General features: G+C 34.9%; 25 protein-coding genes. 24 read left to right on the top strand and 1 reads right to left on the bottom strand.

Annotated features, from left to right (window positions below; all coding sequences use genetic code 11):
- Positions 1-117: 117 nt before the first annotated feature.
- The 24 genes from WKK_RS00380 to WKK_RS00270 all read left to right on the top strand — a co-directional run bounded on the left by WKK_RS00380 (position 118) and on the right by WKK_RS00270 (position 23,092).
- A complete protein-coding gene (locus tag WKK_RS00380) occupies positions 118-1,137 on the top strand; it encodes a zinc-binding alcohol dehydrogenase family protein (RefSeq protein ID WP_013989098.1) in 1,020 nt (339 codons plus the stop codon).
- A gap of 258 nt (positions 1,138-1,395) precedes the next feature.
- On the top strand, positions 1,396-2,835 hold the full coding sequence (locus WKK_RS00375; protein WP_242821443.1) for an MATE family efflux transporter: 1,440 nt from the start codon (positions 1,396-1,398) through the stop codon (positions 2,833-2,835).
- Between the two features lie 27 nt (positions 2,836-2,862).
- Complete coding sequence (locus tag WKK_RS00370; protein ID WP_006845461.1) at positions 2,863-3,759, top strand: ABC transporter ATP-binding protein; 897 nt, start codon at positions 2,863-2,865, stop codon at positions 3,757-3,759.
- Entirely contained in the window at positions 3,756-5,006 is a 1,251-nt protein-coding gene (locus WKK_RS00365; RefSeq protein ID WP_006845460.1) for an ABC transporter permease, read from the top strand. The genes WKK_RS00370 and WKK_RS00365 overlap by 4 nt, the downstream gene beginning before the upstream one ends.
- Positions 5,007-5,241: 235 nt before the next feature.
- Positions 5,242-7,926 carry a DNA polymerase I gene (gene polA, locus WKK_RS00360; protein WP_006845459.1) on the top strand — a complete coding sequence of 895 codons (2,685 nt, stop codon included), beginning with the start codon at positions 5,242-5,244 and terminating at the stop codon, positions 7,924-7,926.
- Positions 7,913-8,734: a bifunctional hydroxymethylpyrimidine kinase/phosphomethylpyrimidine kinase gene (locus WKK_RS00355; protein WP_013989097.1), complete on the top strand. Its 822-nt coding sequence runs from the start codon at positions 7,913-7,915 to the stop codon at positions 8,732-8,734. Before polA ends, WKK_RS00355 begins: the two co-directional genes overlap by 14 nt.
- Entirely contained in the window at positions 8,727-9,260 is a 534-nt protein-coding gene (locus tag WKK_RS00350; protein ID WP_006845457.1) for an ECF transporter S component, read from the top strand. The genes WKK_RS00355 and WKK_RS00350 overlap by 8 nt, the downstream gene beginning before the upstream one ends.
- 23 nt (positions 9,261-9,283) lie before the next feature.
- Positions 9,284-10,528, top strand: a complete 1,245-nt coding sequence (locus WKK_RS00345) for an MFS transporter (protein WP_013989096.1) — start codon at positions 9,284-9,286, stop codon at positions 10,526-10,528.
- Positions 10,529-10,553: 25 nt separating this feature from the next.
- Positions 10,554-10,697, top strand: a complete 144-nt coding sequence (locus WKK_RS07185; protein ID WP_006845455.1) for a hypothetical protein — start codon at positions 10,554-10,556, stop codon at positions 10,695-10,697.
- Between the two features lie 37 nt (positions 10,698-10,734).
- A complete protein-coding gene (locus tag WKK_RS00340; RefSeq protein WP_013989095.1) occupies positions 10,735-12,012 on the top strand; it encodes a tetratricopeptide repeat protein in 1,278 nt (425 codons plus the stop codon).
- 61 nt (positions 12,013-12,073) lie between these two features.
- Positions 12,074-12,766 (top strand): hypothetical protein, encoded by a 693-nt coding sequence (locus tag WKK_RS00335; RefSeq protein ID WP_013989094.1) that lies wholly within the window; start codon positions 12,074-12,076, stop codon positions 12,764-12,766.
- A gap of 122 nt (positions 12,767-12,888) precedes the next feature.
- Complete coding sequence (gene ndk, locus WKK_RS00330; protein WP_006845452.1) at positions 12,889-13,314, top strand: nucleoside-diphosphate kinase; 426 nt, start codon at positions 12,889-12,891, stop codon at positions 13,312-13,314.
- 299 nt (positions 13,315-13,613) lie between these two features.
- Positions 13,614-14,300, top strand: coding sequence for a tRNA (adenine(22)-N(1))-methyltransferase (locus WKK_RS00325; RefSeq protein WP_006845451.1), 687 nt, complete (start codon positions 13,614-13,616; stop codon positions 14,298-14,300).
- A gap of 1 nt (position 14,301) precedes the next feature.
- Positions 14,302-15,102 carry a Nif3-like dinuclear metal center hexameric protein gene (locus WKK_RS00320; protein WP_006845450.1) on the top strand — a complete coding sequence of 267 codons (801 nt, stop codon included), beginning with the start codon at positions 14,302-14,304 and terminating at the stop codon, positions 15,100-15,102.
- A gap of 26 nt (positions 15,103-15,128) precedes the next feature.
- On the top strand, positions 15,129-16,373 hold the full coding sequence (pepT, locus tag WKK_RS00315; RefSeq protein WP_006845449.1) for a peptidase T: 1,245 nt from the start codon (positions 15,129-15,131) through the stop codon (positions 16,371-16,373).
- An 8-nt stretch (positions 16,374-16,381) separates the two neighbouring features.
- Complete coding sequence (locus tag WKK_RS00310) at positions 16,382-17,020, top strand: hypothetical protein (protein ID WP_006845448.1); 639 nt, start codon at positions 16,382-16,384, stop codon at positions 17,018-17,020.
- A 306-nt stretch (positions 17,021-17,326) separates the two neighbouring features.
- Positions 17,327-17,476 (top strand): 50S ribosomal protein L33, encoded by a 150-nt coding sequence (rpmG, locus tag WKK_RS00305; protein WP_006845447.1) that lies wholly within the window; start codon positions 17,327-17,329, stop codon positions 17,474-17,476.
- A 2-nt stretch (positions 17,477-17,478) separates the two neighbouring features.
- Positions 17,479-17,748, top strand: a complete 270-nt coding sequence (rpsN, locus tag WKK_RS00300) for a 30S ribosomal protein S14 (RefSeq protein ID WP_006845446.1) — start codon at positions 17,479-17,481, stop codon at positions 17,746-17,748.
- Between the two features lie 266 nt (positions 17,749-18,014).
- Positions 18,015-18,626 (top strand): 5' nucleotidase, NT5C type, encoded by a 612-nt coding sequence (locus tag WKK_RS00295; protein WP_006845445.1) that lies wholly within the window; start codon positions 18,015-18,017, stop codon positions 18,624-18,626.
- Between the two features lie 19 nt (positions 18,627-18,645).
- Positions 18,646-19,527 (top strand): class II fructose-1,6-bisphosphate aldolase, encoded by an 882-nt coding sequence (gene fba, locus WKK_RS00290; RefSeq protein ID WP_013989093.1) that lies wholly within the window; start codon positions 18,646-18,648, stop codon positions 19,525-19,527.
- A gap of 252 nt (positions 19,528-19,779) precedes the next feature.
- Entirely contained in the window at positions 19,780-20,496 is a 717-nt protein-coding gene (locus WKK_RS00285) for an ABC transporter ATP-binding protein (protein WP_013989092.1), read from the top strand.
- Positions 20,496-21,587 carry an ABC transporter permease gene (locus WKK_RS00280; protein WP_013989091.1) on the top strand — a complete coding sequence of 364 codons (1,092 nt, stop codon included), beginning with the start codon at positions 20,496-20,498 and terminating at the stop codon, positions 21,585-21,587. Before WKK_RS00285 ends, WKK_RS00280 begins: the two co-directional genes overlap by 1 nt.
- Before the next feature lie 26 nt (positions 21,588-21,613).
- A complete protein-coding gene (locus WKK_RS00275; protein WP_013989090.1) occupies positions 21,614-22,237 on the top strand; it encodes a TetR/AcrR family transcriptional regulator in 624 nt (207 codons plus the stop codon).
- A gap of 165 nt (positions 22,238-22,402) precedes the next feature.
- On the top strand, positions 22,403-23,092 hold the full coding sequence (locus WKK_RS00270) for a dihydrofolate reductase family protein (protein ID WP_013989089.1): 690 nt from the start codon (positions 22,403-22,405) through the stop codon (positions 23,090-23,092).
- Between the two features lie 61 nt (positions 23,093-23,153).
- On the opposite strand, the gene lepA is transcribed toward WKK_RS00270, so the two are convergent.
- On the bottom strand, positions 23,154-24,929 hold the full coding sequence (gene lepA, locus WKK_RS00265; protein ID WP_013989088.1) for a translation elongation factor 4: 1,776 nt from the start codon (positions 24,927-24,929) through the stop codon (positions 23,154-23,156).
- Positions 24,930-25,117 lie beyond the last annotated feature (188 nt).

Here is a 25,117-nt window from a genome sequence, read left to right as displayed (position 1 = left end):
TCAAATAACATATAATGATATTAATATAGATAGAAACATAAACTTATGATTTTGAAGTAATATTTTTAGCTAAGTTAATTTGGCAAAGAACTCGAAAATACAGGAGATTTAAACATTATGAAAGCAATAGGTTTTTATAAGGGTAAGTCATTAGAAGCAAGTGATAGCTTTTTGGATGTTGAATTGGGTATGCCCCAGGTATTACCAAATGATGTTTTGGTGCAAATCAAGGCGGTTTCGATCAATCCAATTGATGTTAAGTTGCGTCAGACAACACCAGAACAAACAACACCAAAAATTTTGGGTTATGATGCCGTTGGAATTGTTACGGCCGTCGGTTCACAAGTTACTAATTTCGTGGTCAATGATCGCGTTTATTATGCAGGATCAACTAAACGTAATGGAAGTTATGCAGAATTTCAGGCTGTCGATTCTCGATTGATTGCTCGGGCGCCGCGTAATTTATCAGATGCTCAGGCAGCAGCGTTGCCGCTAACAGCATTAACAGCCTATGAATTATTATTTGAAAAGTTCGGTTTAATTCCACAAGCAAATGCTAATCAATCGCAACGCTTATTAATTATTAATGGTGCTGGTGGGGTAGGTTCTATTATGAGTCAATTAGCTAATTGGAGTGGATTAGAAGTATTAGCAACCAGTAGTCCTGAAAATTTCGATTGGTTAAAAGAGCATGGGGTCACTTATCCCTTAGATTATCATCAAGAATTGCAACCTGCATTAGATTCGTATAAGATCAATCGGGTTGGATTTATCGCTGCTTTATATAATGTAATTCCATATCTTGATCAATTGAAGAACCTAATTGAACCTTTTGGTCATTTGGGAACTATTGTAGGGGTTAATCAAGATTTACCATTGACCGCTTTTAAAGATATGTCAGCTAGCTTTGATTGGGAGTATATGTTTACTAAAAGTGATTATAATTTCAATTTATCTTCACAAGGTAAAATTTTAGAAAAAATTGCACATTTGGCTGAAACTGAATTATTAGTATCGACACTTACGCATGAAATTTCAACGGGAATCAATGCTCATAATATTAAGCAAGCAACCCAATTAGTCGAGCAAGGACATACTCGTGGTAAAGTTGTGGTCTCAGGATCTTTTAATGGATAATAAATACTTAATACTAAGGCATAATTTAATCATTTATTAGGTGACAAATTTTTAAATTGTAAACATTGTATATTGGCAGAATATTACAATCAAGATATATTAAATTTGCTGTATAATGTTAAGTATTAGTCTAATTGTTACCTCTGATTAATTATCAAGAGGCCTCATTAATTAGATATAAACTTATGTATAAATGCTTTAAAAATTAAGGAGTAATAATTATTTAAAATGCGTGGACTTAGAATATATTTAAATCAGGTGAGTTATGAACTTATCAATGTTATTATTCCCCTCATTCCTTTATCCTACTTGTTACACGTTTTAGGTGTCCAAAGTTATGGGGTAGTTGCTTTTACCATAGGTCTAACTGATATTTTTGTTTTAATTTTTTTAGGATCAATGAATTTATTAGCTCAACTTAGTTTGAATAATGCTCTCTATGAAGATCAAAAAGTTCCTAAAATATTTTGGAATGTATTGTTTATGCGATTGATGATGTTGATTCTGGGTGGACTTGCACTATCATTTCTAATTAATTGGGCATCAGGTTGGAATATTAGTTATCTTCAGAATCAATCAACACTTAAGCTGAGTTATTTATTAATGATAGGAAGCTTTTTAGATTTATCTTGGTACTACCTTGGAACTCGTCAAAAAACACGACCACTATTACAGGCAGCATCAATGAAAATTGTATTCTTGATGTTGATTTTAATTACTGTTAAGACATCTAATGATGCTTATCGTTATTTGTTCTTAATGGGAGTGATCCGTATTGTTGGAAATGGATTAATGTGGTTTAGTTTGCCACGTGAATTATTTAATGAAATTTCATTAGGGTCATGGAGATTTTTAAAAACCGGATTAACCTCAGTTACTACTATTTTAGGGGTTGAATTATTTTCGTTAACTGGGCAATTGTTAGTAACCTTGTTAAAACCATACACGCTGGATTGGATCGGATATTATCAAGCTGCATTACAATTAAATCAAGTTTCTATTGTAGTTGTAGTTACTGTCGGATTAAGTACAATGCCACGTTTTTATCAAATATATCGCGAAAATAATTACAATAAATTGATTGAACATATTGATAATGCGGTAGAGTATGTCACTGCTTTTGCAGTACCGGTTATGTTTGGTACTGCTGCCACAGCGGTAACCTTTACTACTTGGTTTTTAGGTGGAACGTTTAAAGATGTTGGACTTTTGATGACCGTTTTATCGCCATTAATTCTCTTATTGGGTTGGAATACAATTTTAGGTGGACAATTTTTACGATTAGCTGGTAAAAATAACATCGTTCACGCGACTCTAGTTCTTGGGTGGTTATTAAACGTTTTGTTAGGGTTACTATTTATTCCTAAATATGGATTATTTGGCGCCATCTATGCTTTGCTAATTTCTGAATTTTTAATTTTTTTGATTCAATTATTTTATGCAAGAGAAGTCATTGCTTTTGGCCGCATCGTAGCAATTACATCAAAATATTTAGTGACTGGACTTTTGATGTATCTCGTGATTATTGTTTCGACTTATAATTGGCCAGCATATCCTAGCACGACGGTTTTCCAATTGATTTTAGGATTTGTAGTTTATTTAATTGGAATTGTTTTATTACGTAGTCCATTAATTACTAAAGCTTGGTTAATTATTCGAGCGTATACTAAAGTCATTCGGCGCCGCTACAATAAATAATTAGTCTTAACGAGATCGAGGAAATTTATGATTGAATTAAAAAATGTTTCAAAGAAATTTGGAGATAAAATAGCTGTTAATAATATTAATTTAATTGTTAAACCAGGTCATATTATGGGACTCATTGGACAGAATGGAGCGGGTAAAACGACCACTTTTCGCATGCTATTAAATTTTATTGAGCCGACGACTGGTTCCATCAATTGGGATGGAAATCCTATTGATGACCTAATGCGGACTAGAATAGGTTTCCTTCCTGAAGAACGAGGACTCTATCAAAAATTGACCATCGAAGAACAAGTTTTATATTTTGCAGAACTACATGGTATGAAACGTAGTGAGGCACGTTTAGAACTTCAAGATTGGATGAAACGTCTTGAAGTAGTGGGAACAATACATGATAAAGTTCAAAAACTTTCAAAGGGAAACGCACAAAAGATTCAGTTGATTTCTACTCTAATTTTTAATCCAGAATTTGTGATTTTAGATGAACCATTCACCGGAATGGATCCAGTTAATACTGAAATTGTTATGCAGGAAATTAAGCAACTTAAACAACGTGGAGCAACGATTATATTTAGTTCCCATAATATGAGCGGTGTTGAACAATTATCGGATGAATTAACGATGTTACGCGCTGGTAGGACTGTGTTACAAGGGAGTGTGGCTAATATTCGCGAATCCTTTGGCCGGACTGAAATATATATTGAATCAGATGTACTAGATGATCAATTAAAATCAATTGATGGGGTTAAGTCAATTGAACGGCGAGGGATAGGGCGACAAATTCATTTATCTGATCCACTTGCGGGACACGCTATTTTCAAATTAGTCAGTGCTGATGGATATGTATCAGCCTTTGCACAACAGGCTCCAACTTTGGATGATATTTTCCGACGTGAAGCAACAGAAGGGAAACAATGATGATGTTTCAAAGACAACTATGGTTGGTTACTAAACAAACTTTTAAAATTAGAATTAAAACCCTTGGGTATTGGTCATTGGTTCTATCACCACTTTTAATTGCATTAGTGGTAGCTGTATTTGCCTTTGTGTTTACAGCAATGTCAAATCATAACGATTCTGTTGTCGGATTAAATGTGGATCAAAGCTTGGTTCAAACCTTAAAAGCAGATAAAAGCATTAAGGCTGAATATAAGATAGTGTCAGATGATAAGAAGGCCGATCAACTATTAAAACATAAAAAGATTGACAGCTATTTAAAACAAAATAATACTGGATATGAATTGAAAAATACAACTCAAGGGAATCCAATTGATGAAAATGAAATTAAACAAGTTTTAAATCAGTATTCGATGCAACGGCAAGCTAAGACGATGAATTTAACTAATGATCAATTGCAGAAGTTAACTACAGCGCCTAAGATGAAAACGCAGCAGGTAAGTTCTAAGGGAACTAGTGTTGGCGGTGAAACAACCAAAACAGCTAATTATATTTTAACGGTTGGACTGGGAATCTTTATTTTTGTATTCTTGACAGCCTATGTTGGAATGATTGCCAATGAGATTGCGAATGAAAAATCTTCACGTATTATGGAAATTCTGTTGGCAGCTACTAGTCCAGCAGTTCAATTTTTTGGTAAACTAGCTGGTATCATTGGGCTGGCCTTAGTGCACTTATTAATTTATATTATTGTTGGTTTGATCAGTTATCAATTTATATCTCATGATAACGCCACCTTTAAAATGATTATGAGTGTCTTGAATGGAGTTGATTTTAGTTTTGCAATAATTACCATTATTATGGTCTTTTTTGGGATTGTCATGTACTTGATTCTGACGGCAATTATCGCAGCATTAGTTAATGATCAAAGCCAAGTTCAGCAGGCGGTTTCACCTATTACATATCTTGCAATGCTTGGATATGTCTTGACTTTTATGGTCTCAAACTCACCAGATAACGTTATTGTTAAAATTTTGTCGTTTGTACCATTCACTTCGCAAACTCTAATGCCCGCTAGACTAGGATTGCAGTTGACGCAACCATATGAATTGTGGATTGCAATTATCTTACAAATTTTAATGATTATTTTCCTTAGTCGCTTTGGGCTAAAAGTATATAAGAAAAATGTTTTGCAGTACAACGAAGGTAATTTGACTAAAGCTGGAATAATGAGTCTTATTGGTCTCTTTAGACGTGAAAATATTTAATATTAGAATAATAAGTGAGAGCAGGGTGATTATGTTTCCTGCTTTTTTTATCTAAATAATTTATATATAAATTTGATCTCCTTATTTTTAATATATTTAGGTTAAATTCGGTTGATTAAATTAGCTTTAACAATAAATTGTTTTAGGCTTATAAATTTTGTTACAATTAAGATTACAACACACTCAAAATAAGTTGATTATTATTGATTAACTTTTGAAATTGAAAGGGGTACTCATGGGGAAACCAAAACTATTATTAATTGATGGGAACTCATTAGCATTTCGTGCATTTTATGCACTCATTAATCAGGTGGACAGATTTGTTAATCATGATGGCTTACATACTAATGCGTTAGTTGGTTTTAACAACCTTCTTGATGGGATTGTAGATCCATTTGAACCGGATAAAGCCTTAGTCGCTTGGGACGCTGGGAAAACAACTTTCCGTACGAATGCCTACGATAATTACAAAGGAAATCGGGATAAAACGCCCCAAGAATTAGTGGAGCAATTTGAACCGCTGCGTGAAATGGTTCGTTTACATGGAATTACAAATTATGAATTAGCTGATTATGAAGCAGACGATATTATTGGAACAATGGCTCACGCAGGCGTAGAATCTGGATATGCAGTTACGATTGTGACTGGTGATCGAGACATGCGTCAATTAGTGGATGACGATATCACAGTTTGGATCACTAAAAAGGGTATCTCTGAAATTGATAAATATACTCCCGCTGAAGTAGCTGATGTTTATGGCGGTTTGACCCCAAAACAAGTGATTGAAGTAAAGGGGTTACAAGGTGATCCATCTGATAATTATCCTGGTGTTCCAGGGATTGGTGAAAAAACGGCCATTAAGTTAATTCAGGAATATCATGATATTCCTGAATTATATGAACAAATTGATATGATGAAGAAGTCTAAACGCAAAGAAAATTTGATTCAATATAAGGATGATGCTTTCTTATCACGGGATTTAGCTCGTATTCGTCTTGATGCACCAGTGACTTTGGATTTAGATGATCTAGCATATCGAGGAATTCAATATCAGGATTTAATTCCGTTTTATCAGCATTTGGATTTTAAACAACAACTAGTAAAATTAGCTAATCAAGGATACACAATTACTGGAACTCAAAATGAAAGTAACCCTACTGTAAAACTTAATGTTGCTCCTTTAACAGCTAATAATTTAGCTCACGTAGAAGCTTTACAAGATGATGTTGACTTTTATGTAGAGTTAGATGGAGAAAATTATCATCGCGCAGCTATTGTTGGTTTTGTTATCGGGAATCAACAACAAGGGTATTTAGCTAGTCGTGACTTAGAGTTATTATCACAAGATACACCTGTGAAAAGAATCTTGGAAAATAATAAAATCAAGAAAAATGTTTTTAATTCAAAAGAAACATTTGTGGCCTTGCACCGCTATAACGTTGATTTAACTGGAGTTGATTTTGATTTGCTACTGGTTTCATATTTATTGAATGTCAATGACAATAGTAATGATTTAGGTACCATTGCACATGAGCATAATTATTTCGATGTTCAAACAGATGATGAAGTTTATGGAAAAGGAGCCAAATTTGCGATCATAGATAATGATACTGATTTTTTTGAACATTTGGGTCGTAAAGCACAAGCAATTGGCGCCTTAAAACAGCCACTCATGCAAAAATTAGATGAGCATGAACAGACTGATTTATATACTGAAATTGAATTGCCTTTAACGTTTGTTTTGGCACATATGGAAATTAATGGGATTACGGTTAATGCTGAACGTTTATTGGGCATGCAGTCAAAATTAACCGAGCGTCTATCAGAATTAGAACAAACGATTCATCAACAAGCGGGCCACGAATTTAATATTCAATCCCCTAAACAACTGGGGGTGATTTTATTTGAAGAAATGGGTCTAAAACCTTTGAAGAAAACTAAAACTGGTTATTCAACATCAGTAGAAGTTTTGGAACAAATGACAGACGTTCCATTAGTTGCATCAATTTTACAATATCGGCAATTAGCTAAGATCTTATCGACATATGTTGATGGATTACTACGAGTTATTCATGGTAGCGATTCAAAAGTACATACCCGATACTTACAGACTTTGACACAAACGGGTCGTTTATCATCTATTGATCCTAATTTGCAAAATATTCCTGTACGTGTCGAGGAAGGCCGACAAATTAGAAAAGCTTTTGAACCACAACAAGCTGGGTGGTCGTTATTAAGCGCTGATTATTCACAAATTGAATTACGAGTATTAGCACATATTACAAATGATGAAAAAATGCGGCAAGCCTTCATTAATGATGAAGACATTCACGCAGCAACTGCGCGTCGTATTTTTGGTCTTGCTGAAGATGCAGTCGTGGATAGTAATTTAAGACGCCAAGCAAAGGCCGTTAATTTTGGAATTGTTTATGGTATTTCTGAGTTTGGCTTGGCTAAAAATATTGGTACGGATCGTAAAACTGCTAAAAGTATAATTGATACTTACTTAAATGAATATAGTGGAGTTAAAAAGTGGACCGAGGAGATTATTTTAGATGCTCGTGAAAAGGGCTACGTTGAGACGATTGCACATCGGCGACGCTATTTACCAGATATCAAGGCAAAAAGCTTTAATGCACGTAGTTTTGCTGAACGAACAGCAATGAATACTCCGGTTCAAGGGTCAGCGGCTGATATTATCAAAATTGCTATGATTAAAATGCAATCTGTAATGGAACAAAAGCAACTTAAGTCCAAAATGCTACTTCAAGTACATGATGAATTGATTTTTGAGGTACCTGAAGACGAATTAACGTTAATGCATAAATTAGTACCTGAAGTTATGGACTCAGCTGTAAAGTTGACTGTGCCTTTGAAGGTTGAAACGCATGAGGGTAAGACTTGGTATGATGCAAAATAAAATTAAAGAACAACCGCCTGTGGTTTTAACCATCGCAGGATCAGATAGTTTATCTGGGGGAGGACTTCAAGCTGATTTAGCAACTTTTAATGAATATAATCTTTTCGGTCTGACTGCAATTACTAGTATTGTGACAGTCCTACCTGAAATTTTTGAAATTCATGCAGAATCAGCAAAGTTATTAGCGGATCAACTGGCTTCAGTTCAAGCTCATTTTACCTTAGCAGGTATAAAGTTAGGTTTGATTCCTAATTTGGAACAAATGATTGTTATTCTGCAATTTTTGAACCAACTAGATCGAAATATTCCATTGGTTGTAGATCCGGTGCTAGTATTTAAAGAAGATCATGCTCCTGAATTAGATGCTATTAAAAAGGTTTATTTAGAAAATGTTTTTCCTTTGGCAACTATAATTACACCTAATTTAGTTGAATCTGAGTTGTTAACTAATCAGCCGATTAAAACACTGGATGATTTAATACAAAGTGCCCAAATTCTAAAACAAACCGGTGCTAAAAATGTGATTGTTAAGGGTGGTCGGAGATTAGGAAAACAAGAGGCTGTTGATGTCTTAATTATGGAAAACAACGAGCTTGAAATCCTAAGTAATCCGATTATTCAAAATAATTTTAACAATGGAGCTGGATGTACTTTTTCAGCAGCTATTTTAAGTGGGCTAGTACAAAACGCTACTGTTCTGTCTGCCACACAACAAGCTAAAACATTTGTTCAGCATGGAATCGAAAATGGTATTGCTATTAATCAAAATTTAGGAAATGTTTGGCAAGGAGCAAATCGGGATGTATAGTTTAAAACCAATTTATCAACGGACTATTGTTGCCGTTATTATTGCTTTAAATATTGTAGCCAATTTTTTCTTGAAAATTCCAACACCGACAGGCTTCATTAGTTTGGTAGAGGTTGGCATTTTCTTGATGTCCTGGCTTTTTGGTCGTCGGGCGGGTGGAATTACTGGTGCATTGACTGGCTTTTTAATTGATTTAATATCCGGTTATCCGCAATGGATGCTTTTTTCAATGATCATTCATGGTAGTGAAGGTTGGTTGATAGGGCTTTTAACTCGAAAAAATGCACGATTAATTAATAAATTAATTAGTATCATCGGTGGCGGCTTAATTATGGTAGGGGGGTATTTTATTAGTGGTATTATTTTACAGCTTTGGAATCATGTAACTTTAAATGCTGCTTTAACTATTACCTTCGCTGAAATTTTCGGAAATTGTCTACAAGTTGCAATTGGAGCTGGCATTGCACTAATCTTATTACCAATCCTGGAACGTAATTTCCGGAACCAATCAAATATTTTTAAATAAAATATTACTTAAAGGAAACTTGCATGAACTCAAAAAATAATCACAATCGTAAGAACTCTGCTGGTAAATGGGGATTATTAATTGCCTTAATTTTATTAGGGTTAATGATGCGTAGCCCCATTTCGGCAATTCCTATGATTTTAAAACCGTTAGCTCAACGATTGAATGTTGATCCGGCACAGCTTAGTGTTTTAACAACCATTCCGTTGGTTGTTTTTATGCTATTTTCAAATTTTGCATCTAAAACTGCTAACAAATTAGGGCTAAAAAGAACAGTCACGTTATCGGCAGGATTGATGACACTTGGTAGTCTAGCCCGTTTGTGCCCTAATTTCAGTCTAATTGTTTTGGGCACTATTTTGATTGGAATTGGAATTGCGCACCTGAATGTTTTGATGCCCGCTGTTATTATGTCCTTTGTTCCAAATAAAATTGCGCTATATACTACAACCTATTCATTATCAATGATGCTTGGCGTTGCTCTATGTAATTTAACAACCGCCCCATTACTAAACTTAGGTGGAATTAATAGTGTGATGTTAATATTAGTTGGTGCGACTTTACTTGCATTATTAGTTTGGATTTATGTTACTCGTGAATTAGAACCCTTAGGTACTTCAAAGAAGCTAAATAAGGAACAAATTATCGAGGAATTGGATGTGCAACCAGTCCAAATGCTGCACCCATGGAAAACTTGGCAAGCCTGGGCTTTCTTATTAACTTTTGGAGGACAGTCACTATTAAATTATACCTTTGTGGCTTGGATGCCTTCTTTGATGGATTACCATCAAGTTAAAAGTGGTCAAATTGGATTGATTATGTCGTTTAATGCTTTTGTAACCATTATTTTTTCAATTATTGTCCCTAAAATTTTAGTATCTTTGAGCAATCGTGGAATTACTTGGTTAATCATTTTAAATGGTCTACTTGGTGTGACTAGTGCTGTGGGGTTAATTATCAACCAAAATACTGCTAATTTCTGGTTCTGGGCATTTGAATCAATGGTTTATGGTTTAATGATAGGCGGATTTTTCATATCTGTAATGACTCTTTTGGCGCTCAAAACTAGTCGTCCAAATGATACTGCACAATTGTCAGGAATGACACAAACGGGTGGATACTTGATCGCTGCTTTAGGACCAAGTCTATATGGAATTGCCTTCAAAGCAAATCCTACGGGAATGATACAAAACATTATTATGATAGCTATTGTTATTGTTATTACCATTTCAGCAGTAATCATGGTTAATGTTAAAAAATTCGAATAATTTATAAAAAAAGAGGGAATTTAAAATGTCAACAAAAGGTTCAATTAAAAACAATGATTTTTCACGAGGTGCCTCTAAAAAAGGGCAAGTTACTTTAGCTGAAAAGCAACAAGCCAAACAGGCTTTAATTGATGCGGTTAAAGCTCGACAAAATAAAAAACAGAATTAATAATTCAGCACTATAAAATTATACGAGGTATTTTAAAATGCAAAGTTATGCTGAAAAAATGTTGGATGAATTAGATGGTGGGCAACTAGAAGCAGCTAAAAAATCTTTTGCTTTATCTCTTCGTCATGATGATGATGAAACGATTCATTCATTAGCTGAGGAACTTTACGCTCTTGGATTCTCAACTAATGCTAAACGAGCTTATCAAAAATTGCTCGACAAGTATCCAGATGAAGATGTATTACGAACTGAATTAGCCGAAATATCAATTTCAGAAGATCAAAGTGATGAAGCTTTAGCATATCTAATACCAATTCAATCTGATTCAGAAGCTTATTTAGAAGCTCTATTAGTTTATGCTGATTTATATCAATCAGAAGGTTTGTTGGAAGCTGCAGAAAATAAGTTAACTGAAGCCTATCAATTAGCTCCTGATGAATTGGTAATTCAATTTGCTTTGGCCGAATTTTTATTTGAACTTGGTCGATATTCTGAAGCAATTCCATTTTATCGTAACCTTATTGTTCAAGGGGAGACGCAAATTTCAGGAATTGATTTAGTTTCGCGGATTGGAGTCGCATATGCTATGCTTGGTGATCAAAATAGAGCGTTGGGTTATCTAGAGCAAATAAAGGATGCTAATTTAACTCCAGAGGTGCGTTTCCAATTAGGAATGTTATATGCAAATGATGAAGAAACCAGAGATCAAGGGATTGAGGCTTTTGAAAAATTGATTGAAATAGATCCTTCATATGCTGGAGTTTATGTTCCTTTGGGACAATTATATGAACAAAAACAAATGCCAAAGGACGCTTTGGGTATTTATGAAGCCGGACTGGCTGTCGATCAATTTAATGAAGCTGGGTATCTTAATGCGACACGGGTGGCTATTCAACTTAATGAAAATGACCAGGCTGAACAATTGTATCAAAAGGGCTTAAAGAATTTACCGGATTCTCAAAACCTAATTAGTAATTATTCACAAATGTTGGTTGATACAGAACAATATATGGAACAAATTAACTTCTTGAATCAATATGTTAGTGCTGATGATGAGTTTGAGTTAGATCCTAAAGAATATTGGAATTTAGCCCAATCGTATACGGAACTGGAACGTTATGAAATGGCGGATCAATATTGGCAAGCAGCTGTACCTTTCTTCAATGAGAATTCTATTTTCTTAAAAGAAGCGATCTATTACTTCCGTGAAGCTGGTAATCATGAGATGTTAAGCGACTTATTGAATAAATATGTTCAATTAAACCCTGAAGATTTTGAAATGGCTCAAATGGAATCAGAAATCAATGACCTTTAAAATTCACCAATTTATAATACTTTATCAGGCTTAATCAAATCGATAAGAAAGGAGTGTTAACATGCAAAAAAAGCATCAGCAAAATTGGATCAAACTTGGCAATGTGGCAGATATTGAAACTAATTCAATTAACTTTGTCGAACAATGGATTGCGCATAATACCGATTTACAAATTTTAAAGCGCTATGAAATTGAAAAAAGTGACCTTTTACCACCAAATCATACTGCTAAAACTGCTTTAACATACGTTGTACGTTGGCGCAAAGCACTTCAAAAATATAAAGGGCGTTGGCAGTGGCGTGAAGTTTCTAGCTATGTCTTTGTTGAGGTGGGATCCATAACAGCACCTAAGCCAGCAAAGCCTAAATTAAGCGAAAATAATTTAGCCAAGTCGACTAAAATCGTTTCTCCAAAGGTGCAAGAAGAGGTTCCAAAGAAAGAATCGAAAAAGGTTGATGTTAAAATTGTCGATGAATCAAAGCATGATTCAAAGCGTTTAACAAAACCAAAGCAATCAGTTAATAAAAATAAAATAAGACATAATGAGTCAAAAGTACAAGCCAAATCAAATAAGACTCAGCAATCACAAACCGAGAATGGACATAATCAAAAGCACAATAAAAAGGCAAATGATAAAAAGGAAATTCATGAGATCAAGGCTCGTTTCATTGCAGCTGATCCAATTATTCTTCATGGCTTAGATCAAAAGCAAGCGAAAGTATATTTCCGGCGCCCATTGATTCGAAATAAATAGATGTGATTACCTTCAATTTATTTATTAAACGAAAATAAATTGAATTATATTATCGGAAGCGGTTTCATAAATATTTTTTTTTCGTTATAATAGATTTATTCAAAAGTTGGAGGAACGATAACATGACAGAACGTACATTAGCAATTGTTAAACCAGATGGTGTCATCCAAAAAAAAGTGGGTGAAATTATTCGGCGAATTGAGCGTAAAGGCTATGATATTATCGATATCAAAATGGTACAAGCTGATGAAGCTTTGTTAAGGGCTCATTATGCTGAATTAGCCGATCGGCCCTTTTTCCCTGGATTAATGCATTATATGATGGAGCACCCTGTGGTTGCCATTGTAGTGGAAGGGGATAACGTTATTAAAGGATGGCGTACTTTGATGGGCCTTACTAATCCCACTGAAGCTGCTCCTGGAACGATCCGCGGTGATTTTGGACGTGACTGGCCAGGTGATGAAGTGCGTAACGTTGTTCACGGTTCTGATTCTCCAGAAAGTGCTCAACACGAAATAAAGCTATGGTTCCCCGAATTAAATAATTAATGATATGAAAAAATCAACTAGAAAAGTATTTATTTGCTAAGTGTAGTTGGCTTTTTAGTAAAATAATGATCTATTTAATATAATAAACATAAAGAATCTTTTGATCTAGTAAAAAGTTACAATTTATCTGCTTTAAATAATGATGTTTGGATTTTGTATCAATATTTAGAGGTGAATTTTAAAAGTAAATAAGTCAGGGATAAAATATTTAAATTAGTGGGGCTGGAACAGTTTTGTTCCAGCCTCTTTTCTGTTTATGCTAAAATAATAGTATTATATTTTTTTCAGGAGAATTTAAAATGGATGCCATTAATTTATCAAATCGGTTGGCACGTGTTGCTGACTTTGTTCCAATGGGTGCGCGCTTAGTCGATATTGGGTCCGACCATGCCTACTTACCAGCGCATCTTTTATTAAATCAAAAAATAACTTTTGCGATTGCTGGTGAAGTTGCCCAAGGGCCATTGCAAAATGCACAAAATGAAATTGAAAAAGCAGAATTAACAGGGCGTTTAGAACCGCGTTTGGGGGATGGATTTGCGGTGGTAGAACCTGTTGATCAAATTGACACTGCTGTTATTGCCGGAATGGGTGGCCAGTTAATTCAAAAAATATTAGAACAAGGGCATCATGATCATATTCAATATGATAATCTAATTTTACAACCTAATACTGACGTTTCAACCGTCCGAACTTGGTTACAAGTACATCATTATGCTTTGATAAACGAAACGATGCTTTTTGATGATGGTCATTACTATGAAATATTAGTAGCTAAACCTGGAGAAACTAATTTCACGCAACAACAACTTACATTTGGTCCATTTAATTTACAAAATAAGGATGCCGTTTGGATCGCAAAATGGCAAGCAGAATTGGATCGGCTTCAGCAATTACTCGATACTTTAACTAAAGCAGATCAAAGCGATTCAATTGCTTATCAAAATTATCAAAAGCAAGCACAAACCATTCAGGAGGTGATATAAAATGAAAGCTCAAAAGCTAATCACAGCTATTGAAGAACTAGCTCCATTAAATTTAGCATGGGAGAGAGATGTCGTTGGAATTCAAGTGGGAAGTTCCCAACAAGATATCCATCGTGTCATGACAACCTTAGATGTTCGCCCCGAGGTAGTTGCTGAAGCAATTGAGAAACATGTTGATTTTATCTTTTCACATCATCCCCTTATGTTTCATGCAGCTAAAAATTTAGATTTAGAAGATCCTCAAAACCAAATGTATGCTGATTTATTGAAAAATAATATTACTGTTTATAGCGCACACACTAATTTAGATGCAGCTAAAGATGGAATGAATGATTGGCTTGCTGAAGCTTTAGGCATAAAAAATACTAAGCCTTTATTACCAGACAAGGGAGATCCAAATAGTGGTTTAGGACGAATTGGAGAGTTAGATCATCCAATCAGTGTTCAAAAATATGCTCAATCTATTCGTGAATTATTTAATGTCAAGGCAGTCCGAGTCATCGCAAATGATTTGAAGCGATCTATTCAAAAAATTGCTGTTATTGGTGGTGATGGTGGTTCAGAATACTTAGTTGCTCAACAAAGTGGGGCTGATGCATTAATTACCGCTGATCTTTACTACCATACGGGACATGATGTCTTGTCTCATGACTTTATTGTTATTGATCCTGATCATCATATGGAGTCAATCGTCAAGGATCAAATGGTCAAACAGATTAAACGCTGGCAGCAAACTAAGAAATGGGATCTAGTTGATGTTTTTAGTTCACAGGTTAATACGGATCCATATACTTATATTTAAAAACAAAGATTGTTGGGAGAATTAAAATGACTGATAAGCAATATCCAGAATTATTAGAAAGATTTTTACGTTATGTTAAGATTGATACCCGTTCAAATGAGTATTCAAAAACAATTCCGTCTGATCCAAAAGAAATTTATTTCTTAAAAAAATTAGCTCAAGAATTAATTGATTTAGGAGCATCTAATGTTCAAACTATGGATGATGGATATGTGTTTGCTGAACTTCCTAGTAATTTAAACTATGATGCACCAGTCATTGGTTTAATCTCACATGTTGACACAGCTGATTTTGAATCTAAAAAGATTCAGCCTAAAATTGTTGAAAATTATGATGGCCATTCTGTGATTACTTTGAATCAAGATTATCAATTAGATCCGGAACAATTTCCTAATTTAAATAACTATCAAGGGCATACCCTCATTACGACAGATGGAACAACACTGTTAGGCGCTGATGATAAGGCTGGTGTGGCTGAAATTATGACTACTGCACAATATCTAATTCAACATCCAGAAGTTCCACACGGTAAAATTATGCTTGCCTTTGGACCAGATGAAGAAATTGGAACAGGCGCTGATCATTTTGATGTGAAGCAATTTAAAGCTGATTTTGCTTATACTGTTGATGGAGGACCGTTGGGTGAAATTGAGTGGGAAACTTTTTCGGCAGCTGCAGCAACTATTACGATTCAAGGGCTAAACGTTCATCCTGGTTCAGCTAAAAATACTATGATCAATGCTTTACAAGTAGCTATGGACTATCATGCTCAATTACCATCTCATGATCGGCCGGAGCATACTGCCGGTCGTGAAGGATTCTGGCACTTGATCAAATTAACAGGAACCCCTGAATCTGCTCAAATGCAGTACTTGGTGCGTGATCACGAGCGAGAAAGCTTTGAGTTGCGTAAACAAAGGCTAAAGGCCATTGCTAACGAAATGAATCAAGCTTTTGGAGTAGAACGAATTCAAATCGAGCTCAAAGATGAATATTACAACATGGGAGAAATTCTAAAAAATAATATGTATCCTGTTGATTTAGCCGCTGATGCTTTAAAAGCTTTAGATATTGAGCCTAAGATTGAACCAATTAGAGGTGGAACGGATGGCTCAAAGATAACTTTTCTTGGACTACCAACTCCTAATTTGTTCGCTGGAGGTGAAAATATGCATGGTCGCTATGAATATGTATCGCTACAGGTTATGCAAAAAGCTGTTGATACATTATTAAAAATATCTGAATTGAATATTTTAAAGACAGAGAAGTAGGAGTTTAAATGAATCAGAAGTGGTGGCAAAGTAAACATATTTGGGCACTAGGCCTTTTCGGTGGATTATTGAACATAATTCAACCGATCATCGGTGTTTTATCCTGGCCGTTCTATCAACCAACGGCCCATGTCCTAGCCGTCCTGGTAGCTAAAGATCAGCCTAAACATCTGATTTTTAATAGCATAAATATTGTTGTAACAATTTCCTTATTAATTTTCAGTTGGGCTTTGGTTCAATATTATATGAATCAACATGAAAAAATCATCCAACAAAAGTTAAAACAATTTATGTTTGCATTTGTATTAATTCAGTTTATACGGTGGGAGTTACCTGTTCTGAAATTAGTAGATGTTAGTCAGACTACTGGATTATACTTTGGATATCTATTTGTTATGTTGATTATTATGTTGGGGATGGGGTATCTATATTGGAAGATCGGACAAGCCTTACAAGTGGTTGGTCAAACTTCATTTGCTAATATGTGGCAATTATCAGGAGCTTTAATGGTTGTATTCGAAATTGTGATAGTATTGACACAATTTATTGGTTGGCCTTTAGCTGGATTGTTTGATCAATTAGTGAATTTTTTGCTTGTTTATCCATTAATGTTTAATAGTTGGCATTTTGTGAAGGCGACAAATTAATTATTTGCAAGAATTAACTAAGCAAATATATAAGGAAATAATTTTATTATTTTTTATATATTATTACTTAAAAACTAGGGATTAAATGGGCTAAAATTCATTAAATAAGATGTAAAGTAAAAATACTTTACACAATTCTGGCAAAACCCTTGCAATTTGTAAAAAATGCGTGTAATATTAGTTTTTGTAATTTACTAGCTATTGTGCACGACGCAAGCTTGGGGTTTAGCCCAATGCAGCTAGACCTGTCGTTTACACTAGTGGGTGGTGGCAACCCCCAAATACATTAATTCAAGGAGTATGTTAATGCGCATTAACATTTTGTTAGAAGCCGCCGAAACAGGTGAGCGTATCTATCTAACTTCTAAGAATCGTCGTAACACGCCCGACCGTTTGGAGTTAAAGAAGTATTCTCCAAAGTTGCGCAAAGTTACCACATTCAAGGAGGTTAAGTAACCATGGCTAAGAAGTCTAAGATCGCTAAGGCTAAGAAAATTGAAGCAACAGTTGCAAAGTACGCTGCAAAGCGCGCTGAATTGAAAGCTGCTGGAGACTACGTTGGGCTTTCAAAGTTGCCACGTAATGCATCCCCTGTTCGGATGCACAATCGTGATCAACTTGATGGACGTCCTCATGCATATATGCGTGAGTTCGGAATGTCACGTTTGAACTTCCGTCAACTTGCACACAAGGGATTGATTCCTGGTGTACAAAAAGCTTCTTGGTAAGTTTTACTTATCAAAGGCAAATGAAATAACCGTAACTCATTGAGTTACGGTTATTTTTATTTATTATTAAATATTTGTCCATACCAATTTATAGTGCTAGAAACGTTTTTGTTAAAAATATTCACAAATAAATATGATAAATGAAAAATAAAAACATAGTTTAAATATCGATTTATATTCCAGAATATATTTTTGTTTTTCACAAACTTGCGGTATAATACAAGTTATTATCTACCTATACCAATTTTTAAAAAGAGGATTATATAATGCTTAAAAAGCCTAAATTGTTTTTAGATATGGACAATACGTTGGTGGATACTTTACCCATTTTAACAGCTTCAACTGAACAAGCAGCTAAAATGGGCTTAGAGAAACCTGATCAAATTCCAGATATATTTCGCCATTTAAAACCATTACCTGGTGCTTTGGATAGTGTCAAAATTTTATCTAAGTATTATGATTTATATATTTTATCAACAGCTCCTTGGTTTAATGCAAGTTCATGGTCAAATAAAATTGAATGGTTGAATGAATATTTTGGTACTGATGAAGAAAGCCCGTTCTATAAACGAGTGATCATGACCCATGATAAAGGCCTTGCTAGGGCTGAAGGTGGAATCTTAATTGACGATCGTCCATATCATGGTGCTGCGAAGTGGGATGACGAGGTGAGTGGAACTGCATGGGTTCAATTCGATTATAATGAAAAAATGAATTGGATGGCAGAAAATGGGTTAATGCATCTCTTGATTCAAACAGCTCAAATTTTTAAAGCACAAAACGTTTCTGAGCGCGAGGCCTTAATACAAGCGAGTCACGCAATGGATTTGTCATTTCATGGTTCACTAGAACATTTTGAAAAAGCAAATTGGGAATAAAGTAAAAGAGGAAAATATTATGACGATTATGAATGCAAAACAAATGATTCAAAATGCTCGTGAACAGCAATATGCTATTAGTGCATTTAATACTAATAATTTAGAATGGACACAAGCAATCCTTCGCGTCGCTAAAGAACGTCAAGCTCCAACTTTAATGGCCATTTCAATGGGTGCAGTTAAGTATATGGGTGGTTTTAAAGTAGTTGCCAACTTGGTTCGGAATCTAGATGAAGCAATGGAGATTGATGTTCCCATTGCTATTCATCTGGATCATGGAACATTTGAGGGTGCTAAAGAAGCGATTGATGCCGGATTCACTTCAGTTATGTTTGACGGATCAAACTTACCACTTGCTGAAAATTTGACTAAAACTGCTGAAATTGTTGAATTAGCTAAGAAATCAAATGTGTCAGTTGAAGCCGAAGTTGGTTCAATCGGTGGTGAAGAAGATGGGGTCGTTGGTGATGGTGAAATTGCTCCGATTGATGATGCTATTCAGATGGCCCAGACTGGGATTGATTTCTTAGCTGCTGGAATTGGTAACATTCATGGCCAGTATCCTGAAAATTGGAATGGTTTACACTTGGATCATTTATCTGAGCTCTCAACAGCTGTTTCAAACGCGGTTCATCATCCCATGCCAATTGTATTACATGGTGGTTCTGGGATTCCGGATGATCAAATCAAACAAGCTATTCAATTAGGGGTGGCTAAAGTCAACGTTAATACTGAAGCACAATTGGCTTTCCATCAAGGTATTCGTGATTATGTTCTTTCAAATAAAGATTTGGAAGGCAAAAACTATGATCCTCGTAAGTTCTTGAAGCCTGGGTTTTCAGCTATTGAACAAGCATTAAATGAGCGGATTGATGTTTTTGGTAATGCAAATAAGGCTTAAGTTATCCGAATAAAGTATAAATTCAAAAATATGATATTTTAGTTAATATTTTTAAAAACTAATTATTCGTAATAATCAAATAAATATAGAGCAATAAAGCTGGGACACAATAACTGTCCTGGCTTTTTTATTTGTTCATCTTTAACTTAATGCGAAGCAAAAACTTAAATTTATTTGACAAACGGATAAAGCTGAGTAGAATATGTAAATGTAAGTAAGTAATCACTCACTTAAATATAAAAGGAGATTTATATGACTACAGCAATTATTGAACTAACCGATGTCAGTAAAAAATATGGGACTCAAGTTGTTTTGGATGATGTTTCTTTTGCGGTGAATCCAGGAGAAATCGTAGGGCTAATTGGTCCTTCTGGAGCTGGTAAATCAACTATCATCAAAATTGCCTTAGGTATGGAAGTAGTTGATGCTGGTAATGCAACGGTTTTTAATAAGAAAATGCCGGAACGTCAAATTTTAGGTGAGCTTGGATATATGGCTCAATCTGATGCTCTATATGAACAGTTAAGCGGTCGTGAGAATTTGGAGTTTTTTGCTGAAATGCGTGGTGTTAAAAATATTGATTCTGAAATTGAGCGAGTTGCTGAAATTGTTGATTTGACACCTCATTTGGATAAGTATGCTTCAGGTTATTCAGGAGGTATGAAGCGTCGGCTGTCATTAGCAATTGCCTTTTTAGGTAATCCTAAACTATTAATACTAGATGAGCCAACTGTTGGAATTGATCCATCATTACGACGACAAATTTGGCATGAATTACAAACGATGCGTAATAATGGGCATACCATACTCGTGACAACTCACGTGATGGATGAAGCAGAATTAGTCGATCGGGTTGCCTTATTACTTGGTGGTAAGCTGATTGCTAATGACAGTCCATCAAAATTGGAAGATGCATATCATGTTGATACGATTGAAGAAGTATTTTTGATGGCAGAGGAGGAAAAATAATGCGGATTTTATCAATTGCTCGTCGTGTCCTGAAAGAATTATTTCGGGATAAGAGAACACTAATGTTAATGTTTGTGGCCCCTTTGTTAGTTTTGAGTCTAATGAAGGTTGTCTTTAATAACAATTCAGATATAACAGTTAATCTTGCTACTATTAATATGGAGCAGCCATTAAAAGAAACCCTTGCTGATACTGATCATATTAATTTGAAAACCTATAGTAAAGTTTCAAATGCCAAGGAAGATTTGAAAGATCAAAAAATTGACGGAATTATTAAATATGATGGAACTGATTTTACGGTGACCTATGCTAATTTAGATGCAACTAAAACGACTTTAACTAAATCAGCATTAGCTTCTGCACAAGTCAAAAATCAAATTTCTGGAATGGCAACGGCTCTTGCTAAATTACAACAAGCCGCAGGGGTTAATCCAACACAAAATGAGCAACCTCAGATTCATAATGTCTACAATTATGGTAATAAAGATACATCTTACTTTGATAAAATTTTACCAATTCTAATGGGATTTTTTGTTTTCTTCTTTGTTTTCTTGATTTCTGGAATGGCGCTCTTACGCGAACGTTCTTCTGGAACGTTAGATCGTTTACTAGCAACCCCAGTCAAGCGTTCTGATATTGTCTTTGGGTATATTTTAAGTTATGGACTTTTGGCAATTTTACAAACTTTGATTATTGTCAGTTATACTATTTGGGTTCTAAATGTTGAAGTAATTGGTTCAATTTGGTGGGTTGTTGTAGTTAACATCTTATTAGCGATGGTAGCTTTGACGTTTGGTATCTTGATGTCAACTTTTGCCAAATCTGAATTCCAGATGATGCAGTTTATCCCCTTAGTCGTTGTACCACAAATATTTTTCTCGGGATTAGTTTCATTAGATTCAATGGCGGGGTGGTTAAAAGTTATTGCCGATATCATGCCAATGAAGTATGCTGGAGAGGCCTTAACTAACGTCGTAATGAGCGGTGCTGGCTTTTCACAAATTTGGTTTGATCTATTGATCCTGTTAGTCTTCTTGGTATTACTCACGATTGGAAATATTTTAGGCTTAAAACGTTATCGTAAGGTATAAAATATAAATATATAGTGGGGAATAATATGACTGATAGAATAATTGATGATTTTAATGATCTCATTGCCACAATTGAAATGCCAACGGGGAAACGCAAAGTGATTATTTCAGCCGTCAAACTTTTCTCTGATCAAGGCTTTAATGGGACTTCAACCGCCCAAATTTCAGAATTATCAGGGATGAGTGAAGCTACCATTTTTAAGTATTTTAAAACAAAACGTGGTTTATTAGAAGCTATTATCAATCCATTAATGGACGATTTAATCCCTAGTTATGGACAAGAATTCATTCAAAAACGAGTTCCTCAAAATCAAGATTTTGAACAAACTATTCAATTTATTGTTAATGATCGTTTAACTTTCATTTATGATAATCGTCTTATTTTACAAATTTTGATGAGTGAAGCCTTAGTTAATGATGATTTACTCAATCGGTTGAGACAAAAATTTACTCCTATAATTAAGCAGTTAAGTTCTGCTTTGGAAAGCTTAATTCCTAATTCGGAAATTTCAATCGTTGATTTGTTTCGCCTTTTAGTTGGACAAATATTCTTTGAGTTTATGCGAATTACTAAATTTGGTAATGTAAAAAATTATGATATTCAGATAGTTGCGGATAAGATCACTAAAAGTATTGTGGCAATGGTTTAATGCTACTTTGGAGAAAGATGAGATAACGTATCTCATCTTTCTTTATTTAAATTTAAAATTGAGCCTTGCCTTAAAGTACACTCCAAGGAATATACTAGCTTTATAGATTTTTTAAGTAGGAATAATAAAAATCAAAAACAATTAAGTTATAAGTGGAGGAACAATATGGATCGTAGTAAAGTAATCATTCACATGTATGTTTCAATTGATGGTAAAATTGACGGGCCTCATGGTAGCGCAGTATCAAGTGCTTATTATTCGGATGAACTCTTCCGAATGAGTAATGCTGATGCAAACGGAAGAGAAACAATTCAAATGTATGCTGCTTCAGGTCATCCTGATCTAGGTCAGTATGATCCTGAAGGGATTGAATATGAGGATTGGCTACCGGAGATTAAATCAGAAACTTGGTCTATTTCTTTTGATCGAAAGGGGCAATGTGGTTGGGAACAAAATTATTTTGAATATAATGGGCATAAAATGCATGCTGTTGAAATTGTGACCAAACAAGCCAGTAAAAACTATTTAGCCTTTCTACGCTCAATGAATATTCCTTATATTATTAGCGGGGAGGAAGACTTTAATTTCGAAGAAGTATTGGTTAAATTAAAACAACACTTTACCATTGATACCTTGGCTGTTTGTGGTGGTGCTGTCATTGATGGTGCCTTTTTGAAAGCGCATGTCGTAGACGAAATTTCATTAGTGGTGGCACCTCATGTGGATGGTAACGCTATTCAAAAGGCAGCTTTTGATACCTTAGGAACCCAAGTTAATGATAAATTTAGCTTTGTTAGTGCTAAACCATTATCTGATGGTGGGGTTCATTTGTTATTTAAAAAAGATGTTGAATAAATTAATATATTTAATTAAAAAAATCCGTCGGTTAGCGTAATGCTAGCTGACGGATTTTTAATTATCCTAGGTCCAATAGAGCGTCAAAGACGGCCTGTGGTAACTCGATATTTGATTTAGATTGACCAGTTCGACGAAGTTGTTGTTGTTTCTTAGAAACCGAAGATCCTTTTGCAGCAACTTTCCGTAGCGGTGGGATATTTTCACGTGCGATTACTTTTCCTTCGACGATTGCCTGTACTGGCATAACTTGTAACTTGCGCGGTACTAAATCACGTAATTTATTAACCATGTTTTGGGCCATTCTCTCAGCTTTCAACCGATGTGTAATCATAGTTAACGCATCGATATTAACATAATCAATCGCAATTTCTAATTTAACTAAATCTGAATAGTCATAGTCCGCAACTTCAGTTGATAGAGTAGCAAAACCGTGTGAAACAGATTTCAATTCATTGAAAAAGTCATATGCAATTTCAGAAATTGGCATTAAATAGGTGGCAACAACCATTGATCCTAATGTATCCAGATCTTCTAGTATTCCACGGCGTCCTTCGGCTAAGCGCATAATGTCATTCAACATTTCATTTGGCAAAGTCATTTTAGCATGAACATATGGTTCCTCAACCTTGGAAATTTTTGACCAGTCAGGGAATTGAATTGGGTTTTCAACATATAATGGCTCGTCTTGATTTTTCAATGTTAATTTAAATGTTGAATTTGGCATTGTTGTTAAAACTTCTAAACCAAATTCAGCTAGTAAACGTTCTCGAATAATTTGAAGATGGAAAATACCTAAGAAACCACCACGGAATCCCATTCCCAAGGCTTCAGATTGTTCGGGTTCATAATGAAAGGCAGCATCATTCAATGCCAATTTTTCAATTGCAATTTTTAATTCTTTATAATCGGTATTTTTAGGATACAAACCAGCATAAACCATCGGCTCGACTGCCTGATAACCAGGTAGAGCTTTGGTTGCTGGATTATCTGTGTTCGTAATCGTATCTCCAATTTTAATTGCATTGGAGTCTTTCACCCCGGTTACAACATAACCGACATCTCCAGCGGATAATTTATTCATAGTTAACATTTCAGGAGCAAAAATCCCAATTTCTTTGTTAGTCGCGCTTAGTTGACTAGCAAAGAAAAGTTGACTTGTTTGGCTGGTTAACTGACCTTCAAAAATTCTAACCTGAGCTACAACCCCTTTGTAAGGGTCAAATTTAGAATCAAAAACTAATGCCTTTAATGGCGCATTATCGTCTCCAACTGGAGCTGGGATACGATCACGGATGGCTTCTAAAACCTTATCAACGCCTAAACCACTTTTAGCTGAAATTTTCAAAATTTCTTGATCAGCAAAATCGACGTCAAGATCTAAAATTTGATCGATAGTTCCTTCAACATCTGCCATATTATTGTCAATTTTATTTACAATAGGAATAATAGTTAAATTGGCTTCCTTAGCTAAGCGGAAATTGGCGACCGTTTGAGCCTGAACACCCTTAGTTGCATCTACAACTAGTAGCACACCATCAGTGGCTGATAATGAACGAGAAACTTCATAATTAAAATCAACGTGACCAGGGGTATCAATCAAATTATATTGATATTCATCACCATTTGCATCAACATAATAGTTTTGGACCGCCTTAGACTTAACGGTTACTCCATGAGCTTTTTCGACTGCTAAATCATCTAATTGTTGGGCAGATGATTCACGATTACTAACTGTACTTGTCATTTCCATAATTCGATCGGCCAAAGTAGACTTACCATGATCGATGTGTGCAATAATTGCAAAATTACGAATAAATTGTTGCCTGTTTGCCATTATTAATAAAACCTATCCTTTTTTAATCATTCCTTCTAGAATAACATTCCTAAGGTGTTAGTGCATTATATTTTGTGAAAAATTCTAGTCATAGCTAGGCAAGCCCGATTAGATATGCTAAAATTATATTATTATTTCGTACAGATAGTATATTTAACTTCAAATATACCGATAATAGAGGCGAGCGT

Source organism: Weissella koreensis KACC 15510, assembly GCF_000219805.1.
Taxonomy (GTDB): domain Bacteria; phylum Bacillota; class Bacilli; order Lactobacillales; family Lactobacillaceae; genus Weissella; species Weissella koreensis.
This window is presented reverse-complemented; position numbering and strand designations above follow the sequence as displayed.

Excerpts from the sequence above, each read along its gene's own strand:
- WKK_RS00380 (WP_013989098.1), top strand. The coding sequence starts at position 118 with ATGAAAGCAATAGGTTTTTATAAGGGTAAGTCATTAGAAGCAAGTGAT.
- WKK_RS00370 (WP_006845461.1), top strand. The coding sequence starts at position 2,863 with ATGATTGAATTAAAAAATGTTTCAAAGAAATTTGGAGATAAAATAGCT.
- WKK_RS00365 (WP_006845460.1), top strand. The coding sequence starts at position 3,756 with ATGATGATGTTTCAAAGACAACTATGGTTGGTTACTAAACAAACTTTT.
- polA (WP_006845459.1), top strand. The coding sequence starts at position 5,242 with ATGGGGAAACCAAAACTATTATTAATTGATGGGAACTCATTAGCATTT.
- WKK_RS00355 (WP_013989097.1), top strand. The coding sequence starts at position 7,913 with ATGATGCAAAATAAAATTAAAGAACAACCGCCTGTGGTTTTAACCATC.
- WKK_RS00350 (WP_006845457.1), top strand. The coding sequence starts at position 8,727 with ATGTATAGTTTAAAACCAATTTATCAACGGACTATTGTTGCCGTTATT.
- WKK_RS00345 (WP_013989096.1), top strand. The coding sequence starts at position 9,284 with ATGAACTCAAAAAATAATCACAATCGTAAGAACTCTGCTGGTAAATGG.
- WKK_RS07185 (WP_006845455.1), top strand. The coding sequence starts at position 10,554 with ATGTCAACAAAAGGTTCAATTAAAAACAATGATTTTTCACGAGGTGCC.
- WKK_RS00340 (WP_013989095.1), top strand. The coding sequence starts at position 10,735 with ATGCAAAGTTATGCTGAAAAAATGTTGGATGAATTAGATGGTGGGCAA.
- WKK_RS00335 (WP_013989094.1), top strand. The coding sequence starts at position 12,074 with ATGCAAAAAAAGCATCAGCAAAATTGGATCAAACTTGGCAATGTGGCA.
- ndk (WP_006845452.1), top strand. The coding sequence starts at position 12,889 with ATGACAGAACGTACATTAGCAATTGTTAAACCAGATGGTGTCATCCAA.
- WKK_RS00325 (WP_006845451.1), top strand. The coding sequence starts at position 13,614 with ATGGATGCCATTAATTTATCAAATCGGTTGGCACGTGTTGCTGACTTT.
- WKK_RS00320 (WP_006845450.1), top strand. The coding sequence starts at position 14,302 with ATGAAAGCTCAAAAGCTAATCACAGCTATTGAAGAACTAGCTCCATTA.
- pepT (WP_006845449.1), top strand. The coding sequence starts at position 15,129 with ATGACTGATAAGCAATATCCAGAATTATTAGAAAGATTTTTACGTTAT.
- WKK_RS00310 (WP_006845448.1), top strand. The coding sequence starts at position 16,382 with ATGAATCAGAAGTGGTGGCAAAGTAAACATATTTGGGCACTAGGCCTT.
- rpmG (WP_006845447.1), top strand. The coding sequence starts at position 17,327 with ATGCGCATTAACATTTTGTTAGAAGCCGCCGAAACAGGTGAGCGTATC.
- rpsN (WP_006845446.1), top strand. The coding sequence starts at position 17,479 with ATGGCTAAGAAGTCTAAGATCGCTAAGGCTAAGAAAATTGAAGCAACA.
- WKK_RS00295 (WP_006845445.1), top strand. The coding sequence starts at position 18,015 with ATGCTTAAAAAGCCTAAATTGTTTTTAGATATGGACAATACGTTGGTG.
- fba (WP_013989093.1), top strand. The coding sequence starts at position 18,646 with ATGACGATTATGAATGCAAAACAAATGATTCAAAATGCTCGTGAACAG.
- WKK_RS00285 (WP_013989092.1), top strand. The coding sequence starts at position 19,780 with ATGACTACAGCAATTATTGAACTAACCGATGTCAGTAAAAAATATGGG.
- WKK_RS00280 (WP_013989091.1), top strand. The coding sequence starts at position 20,496 with ATGCGGATTTTATCAATTGCTCGTCGTGTCCTGAAAGAATTATTTCGG.
- WKK_RS00275 (WP_013989090.1), top strand. The coding sequence starts at position 21,614 with ATGACTGATAGAATAATTGATGATTTTAATGATCTCATTGCCACAATT.
- WKK_RS00270 (WP_013989089.1), top strand. The coding sequence starts at position 22,403 with ATGGATCGTAGTAAAGTAATCATTCACATGTATGTTTCAATTGATGGT.
- lepA (WP_013989088.1), bottom strand. The coding sequence starts at position 24,929 with ATGGCAAACAGGCAACAATTTATTCGTAATTTTGCAATTATTGCACAC.